This is a genomic window from Achromobacter sp. HNDS-1, from assembly GCF_040084795.1.
Classification (GTDB): Bacteria; Pseudomonadota; Gammaproteobacteria; order Burkholderiales; family Burkholderiaceae_B; genus Achromobacter; species Achromobacter ruhlandii.
This window is the reverse complement of the sequence record NZ_CP157584.1, coordinates 3406322-3423309: the sequence shown is the minus strand read 5'-3', so window position 1 is coordinate 3423309 and position 16988 is coordinate 3406322. Positions and strand designations below refer to the sequence as shown.

General features: G+C 68.5%; 19 protein-coding genes. 18 read left to right on the top strand and 1 reads right to left on the bottom strand.

Features of this window, described 5'->3' with window-relative positions; all coding sequences use genetic code 11:
- The first annotated feature begins 34 nt into the window (after window positions 1-34).
- Together ABFG95_RS15900 and ABFG95_RS15895 are read left to right on the top strand one after the other, a co-directional pair.
- Window positions 35-952, top strand: a complete 918-nt coding sequence (locus ABFG95_RS15900; RefSeq protein WP_049070599.1) for a LysR family transcriptional regulator — start codon at window positions 35-37, stop codon at window positions 950-952.
- Between the two features lie 129 nt (window positions 953-1081).
- Window positions 1082-1723 carry an OmpW family outer membrane protein gene (locus tag ABFG95_RS15895; RefSeq protein WP_059268910.1) on the top strand — a complete coding sequence of 214 codons (642 nt, stop codon included), beginning with the start codon at window positions 1082-1084 and terminating at the stop codon, window positions 1721-1723.
- 17 nt (window positions 1724-1740) lie between these two features.
- On the opposite strand, the gene ABFG95_RS15890 is transcribed toward ABFG95_RS15895, so the two are convergent.
- Window positions 1741-2613 (bottom strand): LysR family transcriptional regulator, encoded by an 873-nt coding sequence (locus ABFG95_RS15890; RefSeq protein WP_059268909.1) that lies wholly within the window; start codon window positions 2611-2613, stop codon window positions 1741-1743.
- A 65-nt stretch (window positions 2614-2678) separates the two neighbouring features.
- Between ABFG95_RS15890 and ABFG95_RS15885 the strand changes: the two genes are divergently transcribed.
- The 16 genes from ABFG95_RS15885 to hisB all read left to right on the top strand — a co-directional run bounded on the left by ABFG95_RS15885 (window position 2679) and on the right by hisB (window position 16978).
- Window positions 2679-3899, top strand: coding sequence for a YbfB/YjiJ family MFS transporter (locus ABFG95_RS15885; protein WP_278990324.1), 1221 nt, complete (start codon window positions 2679-2681; stop codon window positions 3897-3899).
- A 21-nt stretch (window positions 3900-3920) separates the two neighbouring features.
- The gene (locus ABFG95_RS15880) at window positions 3921-4898 is read left to right on the top strand and encodes a tripartite tricarboxylate transporter substrate binding protein (protein ID WP_059268905.1); all 978 of its coding nucleotides are present in this window, start codon (window positions 3921-3923) and stop codon (window positions 4896-4898) included.
- A 20-nt stretch (window positions 4899-4918) separates the two neighbouring features.
- The gene (locus ABFG95_RS15875) at window positions 4919-5980 is read left to right on the top strand and encodes a nitronate monooxygenase (RefSeq protein WP_049070588.1); all 1062 of its coding nucleotides are present in this window, start codon (window positions 4919-4921) and stop codon (window positions 5978-5980) included.
- 273 nt (window positions 5981-6253) lie between these two features.
- Window positions 6254-7090: an ABC transporter ATP-binding protein gene (locus ABFG95_RS15870; RefSeq protein WP_049070585.1), complete on the top strand. Its 837-nt coding sequence runs from the start codon at window positions 6254-6256 to the stop codon at window positions 7088-7090.
- Window positions 7087-7875: a lipid asymmetry maintenance ABC transporter permease subunit MlaE gene (gene mlaE / locus ABFG95_RS15865; protein ID WP_020925611.1), complete on the top strand. Its 789-nt coding sequence runs from the start codon at window positions 7087-7089 to the stop codon at window positions 7873-7875. The genes ABFG95_RS15870 and mlaE overlap by 4 nt, the downstream gene beginning before the upstream one ends.
- 13 nt (window positions 7876-7888) lie before the next feature.
- On the top strand, window positions 7889-8392 hold the full coding sequence (gene mlaD / locus ABFG95_RS15860) for an outer membrane lipid asymmetry maintenance protein MlaD (protein ID WP_049070581.1): 504 nt from the start codon (window positions 7889-7891) through the stop codon (window positions 8390-8392).
- Between the two features lie 86 nt (window positions 8393-8478).
- A complete protein-coding gene (locus ABFG95_RS15855) occupies window positions 8479-9282 on the top strand; it encodes a VacJ family lipoprotein (RefSeq protein ID WP_049070579.1) in 804 nt (267 codons plus the stop codon).
- Window positions 9283-9320: 38 nt separating this feature from the next.
- On the top strand, window positions 9321-9950 hold the full coding sequence (locus ABFG95_RS15850; protein ID WP_049070577.1) for an ABC transporter substrate-binding protein: 630 nt from the start codon (window positions 9321-9323) through the stop codon (window positions 9948-9950).
- 176 nt (window positions 9951-10126) lie between these two features.
- Window positions 10127-10924: an ABC transporter ATP-binding protein gene (locus ABFG95_RS15845; RefSeq protein WP_049077371.1), complete on the top strand. Its 798-nt coding sequence runs from the start codon at window positions 10127-10129 to the stop codon at window positions 10922-10924.
- Window positions 10921-11733: an ABC transporter permease gene (locus ABFG95_RS15840; protein ID WP_006388063.1), complete on the top strand. Its 813-nt coding sequence runs from the start codon at window positions 10921-10923 to the stop codon at window positions 11731-11733. Before ABFG95_RS15845 ends, ABFG95_RS15840 begins: the two co-directional genes overlap by 4 nt.
- Before the next feature lie 5 nt (window positions 11734-11738).
- Window positions 11739-11984: a BolA family protein gene (locus ABFG95_RS15835; RefSeq protein ID WP_049070574.1), complete on the top strand. Its 246-nt coding sequence runs from the start codon at window positions 11739-11741 to the stop codon at window positions 11982-11984.
- Window positions 11985-11986: 2 nt separating this feature from the next.
- On the top strand, window positions 11987-13267 hold the full coding sequence (gene murA, locus ABFG95_RS15830) for a UDP-N-acetylglucosamine 1-carboxyvinyltransferase (protein ID WP_054418394.1): 1281 nt from the start codon (window positions 11987-11989) through the stop codon (window positions 13265-13267).
- Window positions 13264-13938, top strand: coding sequence for an ATP phosphoribosyltransferase (hisG, locus tag ABFG95_RS15825; protein WP_348994757.1), 675 nt, complete (start codon window positions 13264-13266; stop codon window positions 13936-13938). Before murA ends, hisG begins: the two co-directional genes overlap by 4 nt.
- A gap of 47 nt (window positions 13939-13985) precedes the next feature.
- Window positions 13986-15290, top strand: coding sequence for a histidinol dehydrogenase (gene hisD, locus ABFG95_RS15820; RefSeq protein ID WP_348994756.1), 1305 nt, complete (start codon window positions 13986-13988; stop codon window positions 15288-15290).
- Window positions 15287-16378, top strand: a complete 1092-nt coding sequence (gene hisC, locus ABFG95_RS15815; protein ID WP_238908784.1) for a histidinol-phosphate transaminase — start codon at window positions 15287-15289, stop codon at window positions 16376-16378. The genes hisD and hisC overlap by 4 nt, the downstream gene beginning before the upstream one ends.
- Window positions 16379-16390: 12 nt before the next feature.
- The gene (gene hisB / locus ABFG95_RS15810) at window positions 16391-16978 is read left to right on the top strand and encodes an imidazoleglycerol-phosphate dehydratase HisB (RefSeq protein ID WP_006388056.1); all 588 of its coding nucleotides are present in this window, start codon (window positions 16391-16393) and stop codon (window positions 16976-16978) included.
- Window positions 16979-16988: the final 10 nt, after the last annotated feature.

Below are 16988 nucleotides of genomic sequence, written 5' to 3'. Positions count from 1 at the left end.
GTGGCTGACTATCTATTAATCAGATATTGCCGCCATGTCGCTTACCCTCCGGCAGCTCAAATATTTCGTCGCGGCCGCCGAACTCGGGCAGATCTCGCAGGCGGCGATCCAGTTGGCGATCTCGCAATCCGCCGTCACCACCGCCATCCGCGAACTGGAAGAGATCGTGGGCTCGCCGCTGTTCCAGCGCAGCGCCAGCGGCGTGGCGCTGACCGAGACCGGGCGCGGCTTCCTCAACCACGCCTACAACATCCTGTCGTCGGTCGACGAGGCGCTGCGCATGCCCAGCGCCGACGGGCGCGAGAGCGGGCGCCTGCTGCTGGCGGCGTCCTATACCGTGATCGGCTACTTCCTGCCGTACCACCTGCAGCGCCTGTCGCAGCTTTATCCCAACCTGGACATCCAGCTGCACGAGCTCAACCGCAACGCCATCGAGGAAGGCCTGATCGCGCACCGCTACGACATGGCGGTGCTGCTGACCTCGAACGTGGTGAACCCGGAACTGGCGGTCGAGCACTTCTTCGGTTCGCCGCGGCGGCTGTGGGTGCCGGCGCGCCATCCGCTGCTGGCGCGCGACACCGTCACGCTGGAAGACGTGGCGCATGAACCATTCATCATGCTGACCGTCGACGAGGCCGCGCACACCGCGCTGCGGTACTGGAGCGAGACGCCGTTCCGCCCCGACGTGCGCCTGCGCACTTCGTCGGTGGAAGCGGTGCGCAGCATGGTGGCCAACGGCGGCGGCGTGGCGGTGCTGTCGGACATGGTCTATCGGCCGTGGTCGCTGGAAGGCCGGCGCATCGAGACCATCCAGTTGAAGGACCCGATTCCGCCGATGAACGTGGGGCTGGCGTGGCGCAAGGGCGCGGACATCACCGGCCCGATGCGCGCGGTGCGCGATTATTTCCGCCACGCCTATGCCGTGCCGCGCGGCACCGACAACTTGCGTTGAGTCCGATTCGTACGTAGTTGTGGCGCCGCTACCACGCGCCGCGTTGCCGCTTGATACACGTCAAGGCCCGCTTTTCCCGCCTCTGCGAACCTGAATGCCTGCATTCATGCAATACACGGAGAGAGGAAAATGTTCGCGATGTCTCGGCGCCTGCGCGCCCTTGCCCTGGCCACTGCCTGCGGCGCCCCCCTGATGCTTGCCGCCCCCGCCCATGCCCACGAAGCCGGCGACATCCTGCTCCGGGTCGGCGCGACCCAGGTACGCCCCGCGTCCAACAACGGCACGGTGCTCGATGGCACCGTCAAGCTCGACGCCAACAACAACGTGCGCCCCAGCTTCACGCTGGCCTACATGGCCACGCGCAACATCGGCATCGAACTGCTGGGCGCCTGGCCGTTCCAGCACGACGTGCGCGGCAGCGGCCTGGGCAAGATCGGCTCCAGCAAGCAATTGCCGCCGACCCTCAGCCTGCAATGGCACATCCTGCCCGACAGCATGGTGCAGCCCTACATCGGCGTCGGCATCAACTACACCAAGTTCTTCGACACCAAGGCCGAAGGCGCGCTCAAGGGTTCCGACCTGAAGATGGGCGATTCCTGGGGCGTGGCCGCGCAACTGGGCGCGGACATCAAGATCAGCGAACGCTGGTTCATGAACGCCGACATCCGCTACATCGACATCAAGTCCAAGGTGAAGCTCAACGGCGAACACATCGGCACCGCCCGCATCAACCCGTGGGTCGCCACGCTGGGCGTCGGCTACCGCTTCTGATACCCACGCCCCATCGGCTACTGGCGCCGCTGCGCCAGTAGCTGCCGCAACGCCTGCAATGCAGGCGTTTCGTCGTCCGCGCGCCAGATCAATCGCGTCTGCGCGCGGCCATGCCTGCCAGCCAGCGGCGTTACGCGCAGCGACGGCTCCGCGCCCAGCAGCGCCAGCACCGAGCGCGGCACGATCGCCACGCCCGAGCCTGCCGCCACGCACGCGACGATGGCGTGGTACGACGCGAATTCCATCACCTTGCCCGGCGCCACGCCTTCCTGGCCGAACCAGGATTCCAGGATGCGGCGGTACGAGCAGCCCGCCGCGAACGCGATGACACTGCGATCGCCGACGTCTTTGGGGCCACGGATCTCGGGCCAGGCCAGCGGCGAGATCAGCGCCAGTTCTTCCTCGAAAGCCGGTTGCTGCGCCAGACCCTGCGCGTCGAAGGGCTGCGCCACGAAGGCGGCCTCGATCTCGTAGTTGCGCACCATGGCCGCCAACGCGCCCGACGTGCCCGTGACCAGTTCGATCCGCACCTTCGGCCAGGCCGCGTGATACGCCGCCAGGATAGGGGGCAGGCGCGCCGCGGCCGTGCTTTCCATGGTGCCGATGCGCAGCAGGCCCTGCGGCGCGCCGTCGCGCACGGCCGCCTGGGCCTCGGCCGACAGGCGCAGCATGCGGTCGGCGTAGGACAGCAGCACGCGCCCCTGTTCCGACAGCACCAGGCGCCGGTTCTGGCGACGGAACAGCGGCGCCTCCAGCGTCGCTTCCAGCTGCTTGAGGCGGGTCGAGACATTCGACTGCACCCGGTTCAAGTGGGCCGCGGCGCGCGCCACACCGCCGTGGTCGGCCACCGCCTTGAAGATCTGCAGCGCGTCGAGGTCTAAGTTTCTCATTTCAAGAACTCATGTTCTGAATAATTCACTATTCAAGATATTAGTACAGCCGTAGAGTGGGAGCCATGTCAATAGCCGCCCACCCCGATCCCGCGCCCCCGCGCGGCGCCCTCAGCCTGGCCTTGCCGGCCGCGCTGGCGCTGGCCGCCGCCATGGGCATCGGCCGCTTCGCCTTCACGCCGGTCTGGCCGTTGATGGCGCAGGAAGCCGGCTTGTCGTTGGCTCAGGGCAGTTGGTTGGCGTCGGCCAATTACGCGGGTTACCTGCTGGGCGCGCTGGCGGCGGCGGTGCGGCCGCCGCGCCATCCGCGCGTCATGCTGGCCATCAGCCTGCTGGCCGTGGCCGTCCTGACGCTGGCCATGCCGGCATTCCACGGCGTCCTGGCCTGGAGCCTGCTGCGGCTGGCGGCGGGCTATGGCAGCGCCAGCGCCTTCATCTGCGTGGCCGCGTCGCGCGCGGTCACCCCGGGCGACCCGCGCGCGCCAGCGGTGTCGGCCATCACCTACGCCGGCGTCGGCGCGGGCATCGCGCTGACCGGCCTGGCCTGCCTGGGGTTGATGGCCGCCGGCGCCGGCGCCAACGCAAACTGGATCGCGCTGGGCGCGCTGGCGCTGCTGCTGTCGGCCCTGGCCTGGCCCGGGCTGAAGCGCCCCGGGCCGGCCCGCCACCTGGCCGCCGCGCCCGCGCCCGGGCGCCTGCCGCCAGGCATCGGCCGCCTGGCGCTGCATTACGGCGTGTTCGGCGCCGGCTACATCATTCCCGCCACCTTCCTGCCCGCCATGGCGCGCGAGATCATCCCCGATCCCGCGGTGTTCGGCTGGGCCTGGCCGCTGTTCGGCCTGGCCGCCGCGCTCTCCTGCCTGGTGGCGCCGCGCGTGGCGCAGGCCCGCGACGACAAGTCGGTGTGGCGCGGCGCGCAGGCGCTGATGGCGCTGGGCATGCTGGCGGTGGCGCTATGGCACGACATCGCCGCGATCATCGTCGCCGCGCTGCTGGTGGGCGGCACCTTCATGGTCATCACGCAATCGGGCATGCTGGTGGCGCAGCGGCTGGCCGGCAATGCCGCGCCGCGCGCCGCGGCCGTCATGACCTCGGCCTTCGCCGCCGGCCAGATCGTGGGGCCGCTGCTGGCCTCCGCCACCGCGCGCTGGGGCGCCACGCTGCCGCAAGTGCTGGCGGCAGGCGCGGCATTGCTGGCGCTGTCGGCCTGGCGCTTGGGGAAAATCAGCACCACGGGCGGCAACGCTGGGCATAATGCGATCGGTTCCCGGGAACCATCACATTAAGAGAAAGAGGAGTCACCCAGCATGAAATCGCTACGCCCCCTGGTCGCCGCCCTGGCCGCCTTTGCCGCCCTGAGCGGCACCGCCCACGCCCAGGCCGCCGACTGGCCCGCCAAGCCCATCACCATGATCGTGCCCTACGCCCCGGGCGGCTTTGCCGATACCCGCGTGCGCCTGCTGGCGCGCAAGCTGGGCGAATCGCTGGGCCAGCCGATCGTGGTCGAGAACAAGGCGGGCGCGGGCGGCGTGGTCGGCACCAACCTGATCGCCAAGGCGGCGCCCGACGGCTACACCATCGGCACCGGCAACCTGGCGCCGATGGCGGTCAACCCGTCGCTGATGAAGGACATGCCGTACAACCCGCAAAAGGATCTGGCGCCGGTCATCCTGATCGAGAACAGCCCGCTGGTGCTGAGCGTGAACAACGAACTGCCGGTCAAGACCCTGGCCGACCTGATCGCCATGGCCAAGAAGCAGCCGGGCAAGCTGTCGTTCGGCTCGTCCGGCGTGGGCGGCGCCCATCACCTGTCCGGCGAGATGTTCCGCGAGCAGGCCAAGATCGACATCGTGCACGTCCCCTACAAAGGCGGCAGCCTGGCCGCGACCGACCTGATGGGCGGCCATATCTCGATGATGTTCGAGATGGGCTACTCGGCGCTGCCGGCCATCCAGGGCCAGAAGATCCACCCGATCGCGGTGACCTCCGCCAAGCGCCTCGCGGTGCTGCCGGACGTGCCGACCATGGCCGAATCCGGCCTGCCGGGCTTCGAGTCGTACAACTGGCAGGGCATCGTCGCTCCCGCCGGGACCCCCGCGCCCATCATCGCCAAGCTCAATGCCGAGTTCAACCGCATCCTGAAGGAACCCGACGTGCAGAAGGCCATCGCCGACACCGGCAGCCAGGCCGGCGGCGGCACGCCCGAGGAATTCGGCGCCTTCATCAAGAGCGAAACGGCCAAGTGGGCGCACGTCATCCAGGCTGGAAACATCCAGCTGCAATAAGCCAACCAGGAGGTTTCCCCATGACATCCCGCCTTTCCGATCTGCTCAAGCTTGACCACCCCATCATCCAGGCGCCCATGGCGGGCGGCGCGACGACGGTGGAACTGGTGTCGGAGGCCTCCAAGGCGGGTGTCCTGGGTTCGCTGGGCGCGGCCTACCTGACGCCCGAGCAGATCGAGACGGCGGCCGCCGGGATCCGCGCGCGCACCGACCGGGCGTTCGGCATCAACCTGTTCGCGGCGGTGCCCGAGCAACCGTACCAGGGCGACGCCAGCCGCATGCTGGCGCTGCTGGCGCGCTACCACGCCCAGCTGGGCCTGCCAGCGCCCGTCGCGCCCGGCCCGCAGGCCGACCCGCTGCCCGGCCAGATCGAGGCCGTGCTGCGCGTGAAACCGGCGGTCCTGAGTTTCACCTTCGGCCGCCTGCCGGCGGACGTGCTGGCGCGCTGCCGCGAACTGGGCATCCTGACGGTCGGCACCGCCACCACCGTGCGCGAAGCCGTGGCCCTGGAGCAGGACGGCGTCGACGCCGTCGTGGCCCAGGGGGCCGAGGCGGGCGGACATCGCGGCACCTTCCTGGACGATTTCGAGCATTCGCTGATCGGCACCATGGCCCTGGTGCCCCAGGTGGCCGACGCGGTGTCGATCCCGGTGATCGCCTCCGGCGGCATCATGGATGGCCGCGGCATCGCCGCCGCGCTGACCCTGGGCGCGGATGCCGCACAAATGGGGACGGCCTTCCTGGCCACGGACGAAGCCGGCATCGGCGATGCCTACAAGGCGGCACTGCCGGCGTCCCGGCCGGAACAATCGCGCATCACCCGGGCCTTTTCCGGCCGGCCGGCGCGCGGCATCGTGAATGCCTTCATGCGCGACGCCGACCAACTATCGGACGATATCCTGCCGTACCCGTTGCAGAACGCGCTGACCCGCCCCATGCGCACGGCGGGCGGCAAGGCCGGCAACATCGCCGTCCTGTCGCTATGGGCCGGCCAGGGCGCGCCGCTCGCCCGGCGCGAAAGCACGGCCGCGCTGGTGGCGCGGCTGGCGCGCGAGACCGCCGCCGCGCGCGGCCGGGGCTGACGCCCGGCCTTCCCGGAGAGGATCCGGAGCGTCCCCGGATTGTTCCCCCAGGCGAAAACACTGTTCCACGGACAGCCATATCCCACTGCGGTGACAATTCATCGGGCTACAATGGCCCCTCGCCGCCGGGTACGACGGGTCTTTTCACGTCCCCGGCTTATGAGTAACAGGGCGCTTCCCGACGCAGCCCGCCTCGCTCGCGCCGGCCGGTTCCCCGCCCGCGCATGAGCGTGGCGGCGGGGCATCCGCCACCGAAACACCCTTTTGTTGCCCATGCCCGATCAAACCCGCAGCACCTCGGAATTCGCCCTGCGCCTGGAAGGTGTGGCGCTAGGCTACGGTGATTTCACCGTCTTGCGCGACATTTCCATGGAAGCGCGTCCGGGCCAGGTGGTCGCCATCATGGGCGGCTCGGGCTCGGGCAAGACCACGCTGCTGCGGGCCGCCACCGGCCAGCTCACGGCGCAGCAGGGCACCGTGCTGGCGTTCGGCCAGGACATCGCCCGCGCCACGCCCGCCGAACTGCAATCGCTGCGCAAGCGCATGGGCGTGCTGTTCCAGCAGGGCGCGCTGTTCACCGACCTGAACGTATTCGAGAACGTCGCCTTCCCGCTGCGCGAACACACCCAGCTGGCCGAACCCGAGATCACCGCCCGCGTGCTGGACAAGCTCGACGCCGTCGGCCTGCGCGCCGCCGCCCACCTGAAGGTGGCCGAGATCTCCGGCGGCATGTCGCGCCGGGTGGCGCTGGCCCGCGCGGTGGTGCTGGAACCCGAACTGATCCTGTACGATGAACCCTTCGCCGGGCTCGATCCGATCTCGCTGGGCATCACCGCCCGCCTGATCCGCAACCTGGCCGACCGCCTGGGCTGCGCCTCGGTGCTGATCACCCACGACGTGCACGAATCGTTCGCGATCGCCGACCAGGTCTACCTGGTCGGTCAGGGCCAGCTCAAGGCCGCCGGCACGCCCGACAGCCTGTCGGCGTCGCAGGACCCGTACGTGCAGCAGTTCCTCAAGGGCGAACCCGACGGCCCGGTCGCGTTCCAGTATCCCGAAACGCCGGCTTTCCAGAAGTGGCTTTCGCAACAACAAGGGCGCAAGGCATGAGCGGATCCAACAACGCCATCGGCGCGCTGGGCGGCTGGGTGCGCACCCGCATCGCCGGCATCGGCTACTTCACCCGTTTCTTCGGCGCCATGCTGGCGCGCAGCGGCATCGCCCTGTCGCGGCCGCGGCTGGTGTCGCAGCAGATCCATTTCATCGGCAACTACTCGCTGCTGATCATCGCCGTGTCCGGCATGTTCGTGGGTTTCGTGCTGGGCCTGCAGGGCTACTACACGCTGAACCGCTATGGCGCCGAGGAATCGCTCGGCCTGCTGGTGGCGCTGTCGCTGGTGCGCGAACTGGGGCCGGTGGTGACGGCGCTGCTGTTCGCCGGCCGCGCCGGCACGTCGCTGACCGCCGAGATCGGGCTGATGAAGGCCGGCGAGCAACTGTCGGCCATGGAAGTCATGGCGGTCGACCCGATGCGCCGCGTGCTGGTGCCGCGCCTGTGGGGCGGCATCATCGCCATGCCGATTCTGGCCGCCGTGTTCTCCATGGTGGGCATCCTGGGCGGCTGGGTGGTCGGGGTGCTGATGATCGGCGTGGACGCCGGCGCCTTCTGGTCGCAGATGCAGGGCGGCGTGGATGTCTGGAACGACGTCGTCAACGGCGTCATCAAGAGCCTGGTGTTCGGTGTCACGGTGACGCTGGTGGCGCTTTACGAAGGCTGGCAGGCCAAGCCCACGCCCGAAGGCGTCGCCCGCGCCACCACCCGCACGGTCGTGGTGGGTTCGCTGGCGGTGCTGGGGCTGGACTTCCTGCTGACCGCCTTGATGTTTGGAAACTGATTACGGATCGATCATGTCTCGTGAAAAAACCGATTTCTGGGTAGGCCTGTTCGTCTTGCTGGGCGCGGCCGCGCTGGCGTTCCTGGCGTTGCGCGCCGGCAACTTGAGCACCTTTTCTTTCGCGCCCACCTATACGCTGACGGCCAATTTCGATAACGTAGGCGGCCTCAAGGTGCGCGCCCCGGTGAAAAGCGCCGGGGTCGTGGTGGGCCGGATCGCCAAGATTTCCTTTGACGACAAGACCTTCCAGGCCGTCGTCGCGATCAACCTGGAAACCGCCTACCAGTTCCCCAAGGACTCGTCCGCGGCGATCCTGACGTCCGGCCTGCTGGGCGAGCAGTACCTGGGCCTGACCCCGGGCAGCGAAGAGGACAACCTGGCCGACGGCGGCAAGATCCGCTATACCCAGAGCGCCGTGGTGCTGGAACAGCTGATCAGCAAGTTCCTGTATGGCTCGGCGGAAAAAGAAGGCTCGAACGCGGCTGGCGCGCCGGAAACGAAAGCCCCGGCAAATTAAAGAGGATGCGTCACCCCCGGCAACAATCGGACGCTTGACGCACGCTGCAATAAGAATACAAATCTGTTGATAGGGATGCCCTGATCATGAACAAGAAAGCTCTCTCCCGAATCGCCACCGTGGCCGCCGCCGGCGCGCTGATGGCGGGTTGCGCCGCGCCGCAACACCCGGATCCGCGCGATCCCTGGGAAGGCTTCAACCGCGGCGTCTACAAGTTCAACGACACCGTCGACCGCGCCGTCTTCAAGCCGGTGGCGCAGGCCTACACCTACGTCACGCCGGAACCGGTGCGCAGCTGCGTGCACAACATCTTCAGCAACGTCGGCGACCTCTGGTCGGGCACCAACAGCTTCCTGCAGGGCCGCGGCCACGACTTCGTCAATACGCTCGGCCGCTTCCTGTTCAACACCACCATGGGCGTGGGCGGCTGCTTCGACGTCGCCTCGGCCAATGGCGCGCGCAAGATCCCCAACGACTTCGGCACCACGCTGGGCGTGTGGGGCTTCGGCCAGGGCCCGTACCTGGTGCTGCCGTTCTTCGGTTCGGCCAGCGTGCGCGACGGCGTCGGCCTGGTTGGCGACTGGCAGGGCCGCATGCACGGCTACATGGGCGTGAGCGCCATCGACAACGTGGCGCTGCGCAACTCGCTGTGGGGCCTGGAAGTGGTCGATACCCGCGCCAGCCTGCTCAACGCCACCGACACCGTCGACCGCGTCGCGCTGGATCCGTACAGCTTCGTGCGCGATGCCTACCTGCAGCGCCGCGCCGCCATGGTCGCCGGCCAGCGCGTGGATGACGAATCCAGCCTGCCCAACTACGAAGACGACGAGGACGACGCCGCCAAGGCCAAGGGCGCGCCCGCTCCGGTCGCCAACCCCGCAACCAAGTAAGCTGTCGGATTGCGATTTCAGTACAGCAAGGAGTTTCCATGCGGTTTTCTTTTTTCCCCCTGCTCCAACGCCTGGCCTTTGCCGGGCTGCTGGGACTGGCGGCAACGCCCGCCGTGCAGGCGCAACCCAATGCGAACGGCACGCCCAACGAGTTCGTGCTGGCCGCCGCCAATGAGGCGCTGGACGTCCTGAAGGCCGACGGCGCCGTCAAGGCCGGCAACACGGCCCGCATCAACCAAGTCGTGAACGAGCACATCCTGCCCTACGTCAACTTCCAGAAGACCACGCGCCTGGCCGCCGGGCGCTACTGGCGCCAGGCCACCGAGCAGCAGAAGACGGCGCTGGCCGACGCCTTCCGCGGCACCCTGGTGCGCACCTACAGCGGCGCGCTGACCCGCGTCACGTCCGGCACCACCATTACGGCCCTGCCGTTCCGCGGCGACCCCAAGGCCGACGACGCGGTCGTGCGCACGCTCATCAGCCAGCCCAACGGCCAGCCGGTCGGCGTCGACTACCGCCTGGAAAAGACGCCCCAGGGCTGGAAGATCTACGACATGAACGTCGAAGGCATCTGGCTGATCGAGAACTACCGCAACCAGTTCGCCCAGCAGATCAACCAGAACGGCATCGACGGCCTGATCCAGGCGCTGAACCAGCGCAACAAGTAACGATCCCGTCCGGCTTGTCCCGGCCCGGCGCGCCCCTGCGGTCCGCCGGGCCTGTCATTTTTGGGGACAGACCATCGCGCCACGCCCCCACGGCCGCCGGGGCTATCGGCGCCTCGCGTAACGGGGCGCTTATATAATGATCAATTCGCTCTTTGCCGGGCACCCTCGCCGCCGTCATGTCTGCCGTCAGTCTTGAGAACGTCTCCAAAATCTACTCGCCGCGCCGCAGCGGCTGGGGCAGGCTCACCGGGCGCGCGCCTGGCGCCGGCTTCCAGGCGCTGGACAATGTCAGCCTGAACATCGAGCACGGCGAGTTCTTCGGCCTGCTCGGCCCCAACGGCGCCGGCAAGACCACCCTGATTTCCATCCTGGCCGGACTGGCGCACGCCACCGCCGGCCGCGCCACCGTCTGTGGCTACGACGTCGTGGCCGACTACAAGTCGGCACGGCGGGCACTGGGCGTCGTGCCCCAGGAACTGGTCTACGACCCGTTCTTCACCGTGCGCGAGACGCTGCGCATCCAGTCGGGCTACTTCGGCCTGCGCAAGAACGACGACTGGATCGACGAGATCCTCTTCAACCTGGGCCTGGCCGACAAGGCCAACTCGAACATGCGCGCGCTGTCCGGCGGCATGAAGCGCCGCGTGCTGGTGGCGCAGGCGCTGGTGCACCGCCCGCCGGTGATCGTGCTGGACGAGCCCACCGCCGGCGTCGACGTCGACCTGCGCCGCACCCTGTGGGAATTCATCTCGCGCCTGAACAAGGCCGGCCACACCATCATGCTGACCACCCACTACCTGGAAGAAGCGGAAGCCCTGTGCGGCCGCATCGCCATGCTCAAGGGCGGGCGCATCGTGGCGCTGGACACCACCCAGGCGCTGCTGGCCCGCGTCGGCGGCGTCGACCTCGAGGACGCCTTCGTGCGCATCATGCACCAGGACGACGCTCCGCAACCCGAAGAGATTCCGCAATGACGCAGCCCGCCGCCAATGCCAGCCAGCCGCTGGTGCAGCCCCGCCTGGACGCGGGCTCGGGCTTTCCGACCCTGCTGCGCAAGGAATTGCTGCGCTTCTGGAAGGTCAGCTTCCAGACCATCGCCGCGCCCGTCATCACCGCGCTGCTGTACCTGCTGGTGTTCGCCCACGTGCTGGAAGGACGCGTCATGGTCTACGGCAGCGTGCCGTACACCGCGTTCCTGATCCCCGGGCTCATGATGATGAGCATGCTGCAAAACGCCTTCGCCAACCCGTCGTCGTCACTGATCCAGAGCCGCATCACCGGCAACCTGGTGTTCATGCTGCTGCCGCCGCTGTCGCACCGCGACATCTTCGCCGCCTACGTGCTGGCGGCCGTGGTGCGCGGCCTGGCCGTGGGCCTGTGCGTGTGGGTGGTGGCGCTGTTCTTCGTCTCGCTGGTGCCGTCCAACCCGCTGTGGCTGCTGGTGTTCGCGGTGCTGGCCTGCGGCATCATGGGCGTGCTGGGCCTGATCGCCGGCCTGTGGTCCGAGAAATTCGACCAGCTGGCGGCGTTCCAGAACTTCCTCATCATGCCGGCCACCTTCCTGTCCGGCGTGTTCTATTCCATCCACACGCTCCCGGCCTTCTGGCAGGGCGTGTCCCACTGGAACCCCATCTTCTACACCATCGACGGTTTCCGCTACGGATTCTTCTCGGTGTCGGACGTCTCCCCCTGGCGCAGCCTGGCGGTGGTGACGGGGGTGTTCCTCGCGCTTTCGATCTATGCGCTGCGGCTCCTGGCCAGCGGCTACAAACTCAGGAACTGACGTCCATGCTTCCCACTCCCGCGCAAGTCCGCCAATACATCGCGGACGGCCTGCCCTGTGAACACCTCGACGTACAGGGCGACGGCTCGCATTTCGACGCGGTCATCGTCAGCACGGCCTTCGAAGGCAAGCGCCTGATCCAGCGCCACCAACTGGTCTACGCGGCGCTGGGCGACCGCATGAAGGCCGAGATCCACGCCTTGTCGATGCGCACCCTGACCCCCGCCGAATACGCCCAGGCGGGCAAGTAACCATGGACAAGCTACGCATTACCGGCGGTGCGCGCCTGCACGGCGAAGTCACCATCTCCGGCGCCAAGAACTCGGCCCTGCCGATCCTGTGCGCCGGCCTGCTGACGGCGGACCCGCTGACCATCGCCAACGTGCCGCACCTGAATGACACCGCCACCATGCTGCGCCTCTTGGGGCGCATGGGCGTGCGCGCCGAACGCGCCAACGACGGCATCGTGACCCTGCAGGCCGACCGCGTCGACAGCCTTGAAGCGCCGTACGACCTGGTCAAGACCATGCGCGCCTCGATCCTGGTGCTGGGCCCGCTGGTGGCGCGCTTCGGCGAAGCCCGCGTCAGCCTGCCGGGCGGCTGCACCATCGGCCAGCGGCCGGTGGACCAGCACATCAAGGGCCTGGCCGCCCTGGGCGCCGACATCAGCATCGAGCACGGCTTCGTGGTGGCGCGCGCCAAACGCCTGAAGGGCGCCTCGATCCGCACCGACATGGTCACCGTCACCGGCACCGAGAATCTGCTGATGGCCGCGGTGCTGGCCGAAGGCCGCACCGTGCTGGAAAACGCCGCGCGCGAGCCCGAGGTCGTCGACCTGGCCGAACTGCTCATCAAGATGGGCGCCCGCATCCAGGGCCACGGCACCGACCGCATCGTGATCGACGGCGTCGAGCGCCTGCACGGCGCGGAACACCGCGTGATCTCCGACCGCATCGAGGCCGGCACCTTCCTGTGCGCCGTGGGCGCGGCCGGCGGCGACATCGTGCTGCGCAACACCGATGCCGGCATCCTCGGCGCCACGCTCGACAAGCTGGCCGAGGCCGGCCTGACCATCGAGACCGGCCCCGACTGGATCCGCGGCGCCATGTCGAAACGCCCCAAGGCCGTGGGCTTCCGGACGCATGAATACCCGGGCTTCGCCACCGACATGCAGGCCCAGCTGATGACCCTGAACACCGTGGCCGAGGGCACCTCGGTCATCGTCGAAACGATTTTCGAGAACCGCTACATGCACGTGCAGGAACTGCGCCGCATGGGCGCGGACATCGACATCGACGGCCACACCGCCGTCGTCCGCGGCATCGCCCGCCTGTCGGGCGCGACCGTGATGGCCACCGACCTGCGGGCCTCGGCCAGCCTGGTGATCGCCGGCCTGGCCGCCGATGGCGACACGCTGGTCGACCGCATCTACCATCTGGATCGCGGCTACGATCGGATGGAAGTCAAGCTGCGCGCCCTGGGCGCCAATATTCAACGCGTCGTTGAACGCACTAGCGGTAAGGAATCGGCATGAGCAATGCCCCGCTCCCCCCCCTGACCCTGGCTCTGTCCAAAGGGCGCATCTTCGAAGAAACCATGCCTCTGCTGGCGGAAGCCGGCATCGAGGTGCCCGAGAACCCGGAAAGCTCGCGCAAGCTGATCCTGCCGACCAGCGATCCCGGCCTGCGCCTGATCATCGTGCGCGCTTCCGACGTGCCGACCTACGTGCAGTACGGCGCGGCCGACCTCGGCATCGCCGGCAAGGACGTGCTGATCGAGCACGCCGCGCAGCAGCCCGGCGGCCTGTACCAGCCGATCGACCTGAACATCGCCAAGTGCCGCCTGGCCGTGGCCGTGCGCAACGGCTTCGACTACGAAGCCGCGGTGCACCAGGGCGCGCGCCTGCGCGTGGCCACCAAGTACGTGCAGTCAGCCCGTGAACACTTCGCCTCCAAGGGTGTATACGTCGACATCATCAAGCTGTATGGTTCGATGGAACTGGCGCCGCTGGTGGGCCTGGCCGACTGCATCGTGGACCTGGTGTCGACCGGCGGCACGCTGCGCGCCAACAACCTGGTCGCGGTCGAGGACATCATGCCGATCTCCTCGCGCCTGATCGTCAACCAGGCCGCGCTGAAGACCCGCGGCGAACGCCTGCAACCGCTGCTGGACGCCTTCGAGCGCGCCGCTTCCCGCAACGCCTGAAACCGGCTCGCCGCCCCCGCGCGGCGACCGCCACCCGCCTGAACGCCATGGCCCTGATCAATCGTCTCGACTCCCGCGATCCCGGATTCGCATCCGCCCTGTCCAAGCTGCTGGCCTTCGAGGCCACCGAGGACGAGTCCATCGACCGCGCCGCCGCCGGCATCCTGGCCGACGTGCTCGCCCGCGGCGACGCCGCGCTGGTGGAATACACCCAGCGCTTCGACCGCATGCCGCACGCGTCCGCGGACACGCTGGAAATTCCCAAGGCCGACTGGCATGCGGCCCTGGCGGCGCTGCCGGCCGCCCAGCGCGACGCGCTGCAGGCCGCCGCCGAGCGCGTGCGCCGCTACCACGAACGCCAGCGCGCCGAGACCTGGACCTACACCGAAGCCGACGGCACGGTGCTGGGCCAGCAGGTCACGCCGCTGGACCGCGTCGGCCTGTACGTGCCGGGCGGCAAGGCCGCGTATCCGTCGTCCGTGCTGATGAACGCCATCCCGGCCAAGGTCGCCGGCGTGCAGGAACTGGTCATGGTCACGCCCACGCCAGACGGCGCGCGCAACCCGATCGTGCTGGCCGCCGCCGCCATCAGCGGCGTCGACCGCGTGTTCGCCATCGGCGGCGCGCAGGCCGTCGGCGCGCTGGCCTACGGCACCGCCACCGTGCCGGCCGTGGACAAGATCGTCGGCCCGGGCAACGCCTACGTGGCCGCCGCCAAGCGCCGCGTGTTCGGCGTGGTCGGCATCGACATGATCGCCGGCCCCAGCGAAATCCTGGTGATCTGCGACGGCAAGACGCCGGCCGACTGGATCGCCATGGACCTGTTCTCGCAGGCCGAGCACGATGAACTGGCCCAGTCCATCCTGCTGTGCCCGGACGCCGCCTTCATCGCCGAGGTCGAGGCCGCCATCGCGCGCCTGCTGCCGACCATGCCGCGCGCCGACATCCTGCGCACCAGCCTGGCCAACCGCGGCGCGCTGATCCAGGTGCGCGACCTGGACGAAGCCTGCCGCATCGCCAACGACATCGCCCCGGAACACCTGGAGATCTCCACCGAGCAACCGGAAATCTGGACCGCCAGGATCCGCCACGCCGGCGCCATCTTCATGGGCCGTTTCAGTTCGGAGGCCCTGGGCGATTACTGCGCCGGCCCCAACCACGTGCTGCCGACCTCGCGCACGGCCCGTTTCTCGTCGCCGCTGGGCGTCTATGACTTCCAGAAGCGCTCCAGCCTGATCCAGGTTTCGCACCAGGGCGCCCAGACACTCGGCCGCATCGCCGCCGAACTGGCGCTGGGCGAAGGCCTGCAGGCCCACGCCGCCAGCGCCCAGTACCGGATCGACCAGCCATGAGCGAGGTCGCCGGCCGCATCGCCGGCACCATCCGGCCCGATATCCGTGAACTGACCGCGTATCAGGTGGCGCACGCCGAAGGCTGCATCAAGCTGGATGCGATGGAATCGCCCTACGAACTGCCCGAGGCGGTGCGCGACGACCTGGCCCGGGTGCTGCGCGATACGCCGCTGAACCGCTACCCGGCCGCCGACCTGTCCGAACTGCGCCAGGCCGTGAAAGCGGCCTTCGGCGTGCCGGCTGACGCCGGCGTGCTGTTCGGCAACGGCTCGGACGAGTTGATCCACATCGTGGTGCAGGCCTGCTGCAACCCGGGCGAGGTGGTGCTGGCGCCGTGGCCGTCGTTCGTCTATTTCGACATGGCGGCGCGCTTCGACCACGCCCGCTTCGTCGGCGTGCCGCTCACGGAAGATCTGTCCCTGGATCTTCCGGCGATGCTGGCGGCGATCCGCGAGCACCAGCCCAAGGTGGTGTTCCTGGCGGTGCCCAACAACCCCACCGGCGGCGCCTGGTCGGACGCCGACATGGCCGCCATCATCGCAGCCGCCCCCGGCCTGGTGGTGGTGGACGAGGCCTACCAGCCCTTCACCGACCGCAGCTGGATGCCGCGCCTGCTGGACGCGCCCAACGTGGTGGTGATGCGCACGGTGTCCAAGATCGGCCTGGCGGGCCTGCGCTTCGGCTACCTGGCCGGCCATCCCGACTGGGTCGCAGAGTTGGACAAGGTGCGTCCGCCCTACAACCTGGACGTGCTGACCCAGGCCGCGCTGCTGACCGTGCTGCGCCACAAGCCGGTGCTGGACCAGCAGGCCGCCCGCCTGCGCGCCGACCGCGAGCCGCTGGCCGCGGCCCTGGCGGCGCTGCCCGGCGTCAGGGTATTCCCGTCCGCCGCCAACTTCGTCCTCGCCCGCTTTTCCGGCAAGCTGGACGGCAACGCCGTGCATCTTGCCCTGAAACAGCGCAAAATATTGGTTCGAAACTTCTCCAACGCCCATCCGCTCCTGGCCGGCTGCCTCCGCATCTCGGTAGGTTCCCCGGACGAGAACGCCGCTTTGCTATCGGCACTGCAAGACATCCTGAGTGCCTAATCGAGTCCTGACATGCGTACCGCAGAGATCACCCGCAACACCAACGAAACCCGCATCCGCGTGGCCATCAACCTGGATGGCACCGGCAAGCAGACGATCGACACGGGCGTGCCCTTCCTGGACCACATGCTGGACCAGATCGCGCGCCACGGCCTGATCGACCTCGACATCAAGGCCGAGGGCGACCTGCACATCGATGCGCATCACACGGTGGAAGACGTGGGCATCACGCTGGGCATGGCCATCGCCAAGGCGGTCGGCACCAAGGCCGGCCTGCGCCGCTACGGCCACGCCTACGTGCCGCTGGACGAGGCGCTGTCGCGCGTGGTGGTCGATTTCTCCGGCCGTCCCGGCCTGGAATACCACATCCCGTTCACCCGTTCGCACATCGGCGCCTTCGACGTCGACCTGACGCGCGAATTCTTCCAGGGCCTGGTCAACCACGCGCTAATCACCCTGCACATCGACAACCTGCGCGGCACCAACGCCCACCACCAATGCGAAACGGTCTTCAAGGCCTGTGGCCGCGCGCTGCGCATGGCCATCGAAGTCGACCCGCGCATGGGCGACGTCGTCCCCTCGACCAAGGGCGTGCTGTAAGCTGCGCGAC

Bases quoted from the DNA above. Each gene is read 5' to 3' on its own strand.
- ABFG95_RS15900 (WP_049070599.1), top strand. From the start codon at position 35: ATGTCGCTTACCCTCCGGCAGCTCAAATATTTCGTCGCGGCCGCCGAA.
- ABFG95_RS15895 (WP_059268910.1), top strand. From the start codon at position 1,082: ATGTTCGCGATGTCTCGGCGCCTGCGCGCCCTTGCCCTGGCCACTGCC.
- ABFG95_RS15890 (WP_059268909.1), bottom strand. From the start codon at position 2,613: ATGAGAAACTTAGACCTCGACGCGCTGCAGATCTTCAAGGCGGTGGCC.
- ABFG95_RS15885 (WP_278990324.1), top strand. From the start codon at position 2,679: ATGTCAATAGCCGCCCACCCCGATCCCGCGCCCCCGCGCGGCGCCCTC.
- ABFG95_RS15880 (WP_059268905.1), top strand. From the start codon at position 3,921: ATGAAATCGCTACGCCCCCTGGTCGCCGCCCTGGCCGCCTTTGCCGCC.
- ABFG95_RS15875 (WP_049070588.1), top strand. From the start codon at position 4,919: ATGACATCCCGCCTTTCCGATCTGCTCAAGCTTGACCACCCCATCATC.
- ABFG95_RS15870 (WP_049070585.1), top strand. From the start codon at position 6,254: ATGCCCGATCAAACCCGCAGCACCTCGGAATTCGCCCTGCGCCTGGAA.
- mlaE (WP_020925611.1), top strand. From the start codon at position 7,087: ATGAGCGGATCCAACAACGCCATCGGCGCGCTGGGCGGCTGGGTGCGC.
- mlaD (WP_049070581.1), top strand. From the start codon at position 7,889: ATGTCTCGTGAAAAAACCGATTTCTGGGTAGGCCTGTTCGTCTTGCTG.
- ABFG95_RS15855 (WP_049070579.1), top strand. From the start codon at position 8,479: ATGAACAAGAAAGCTCTCTCCCGAATCGCCACCGTGGCCGCCGCCGGC.
- ABFG95_RS15850 (WP_049070577.1), top strand. From the start codon at position 9,321: ATGCGGTTTTCTTTTTTCCCCCTGCTCCAACGCCTGGCCTTTGCCGGG.
- ABFG95_RS15845 (WP_049077371.1), top strand. From the start codon at position 10,127: ATGTCTGCCGTCAGTCTTGAGAACGTCTCCAAAATCTACTCGCCGCGC.
- ABFG95_RS15840 (WP_006388063.1), top strand. From the start codon at position 10,921: ATGACGCAGCCCGCCGCCAATGCCAGCCAGCCGCTGGTGCAGCCCCGC.
- ABFG95_RS15835 (WP_049070574.1), top strand. From the start codon at position 11,739: ATGCTTCCCACTCCCGCGCAAGTCCGCCAATACATCGCGGACGGCCTG.
- murA (WP_054418394.1), top strand. From the start codon at position 11,987: ATGGACAAGCTACGCATTACCGGCGGTGCGCGCCTGCACGGCGAAGTC.
- hisG (WP_348994757.1), top strand. From the start codon at position 13,264: ATGAGCAATGCCCCGCTCCCCCCCCTGACCCTGGCTCTGTCCAAAGGG.
- hisD (WP_348994756.1), top strand. From the start codon at position 13,986: ATGGCCCTGATCAATCGTCTCGACTCCCGCGATCCCGGATTCGCATCC.
- hisC (WP_238908784.1), top strand. From the start codon at position 15,287: ATGAGCGAGGTCGCCGGCCGCATCGCCGGCACCATCCGGCCCGATATC.
- hisB (WP_006388056.1), top strand. From the start codon at position 16,391: ATGCGTACCGCAGAGATCACCCGCAACACCAACGAAACCCGCATCCGC.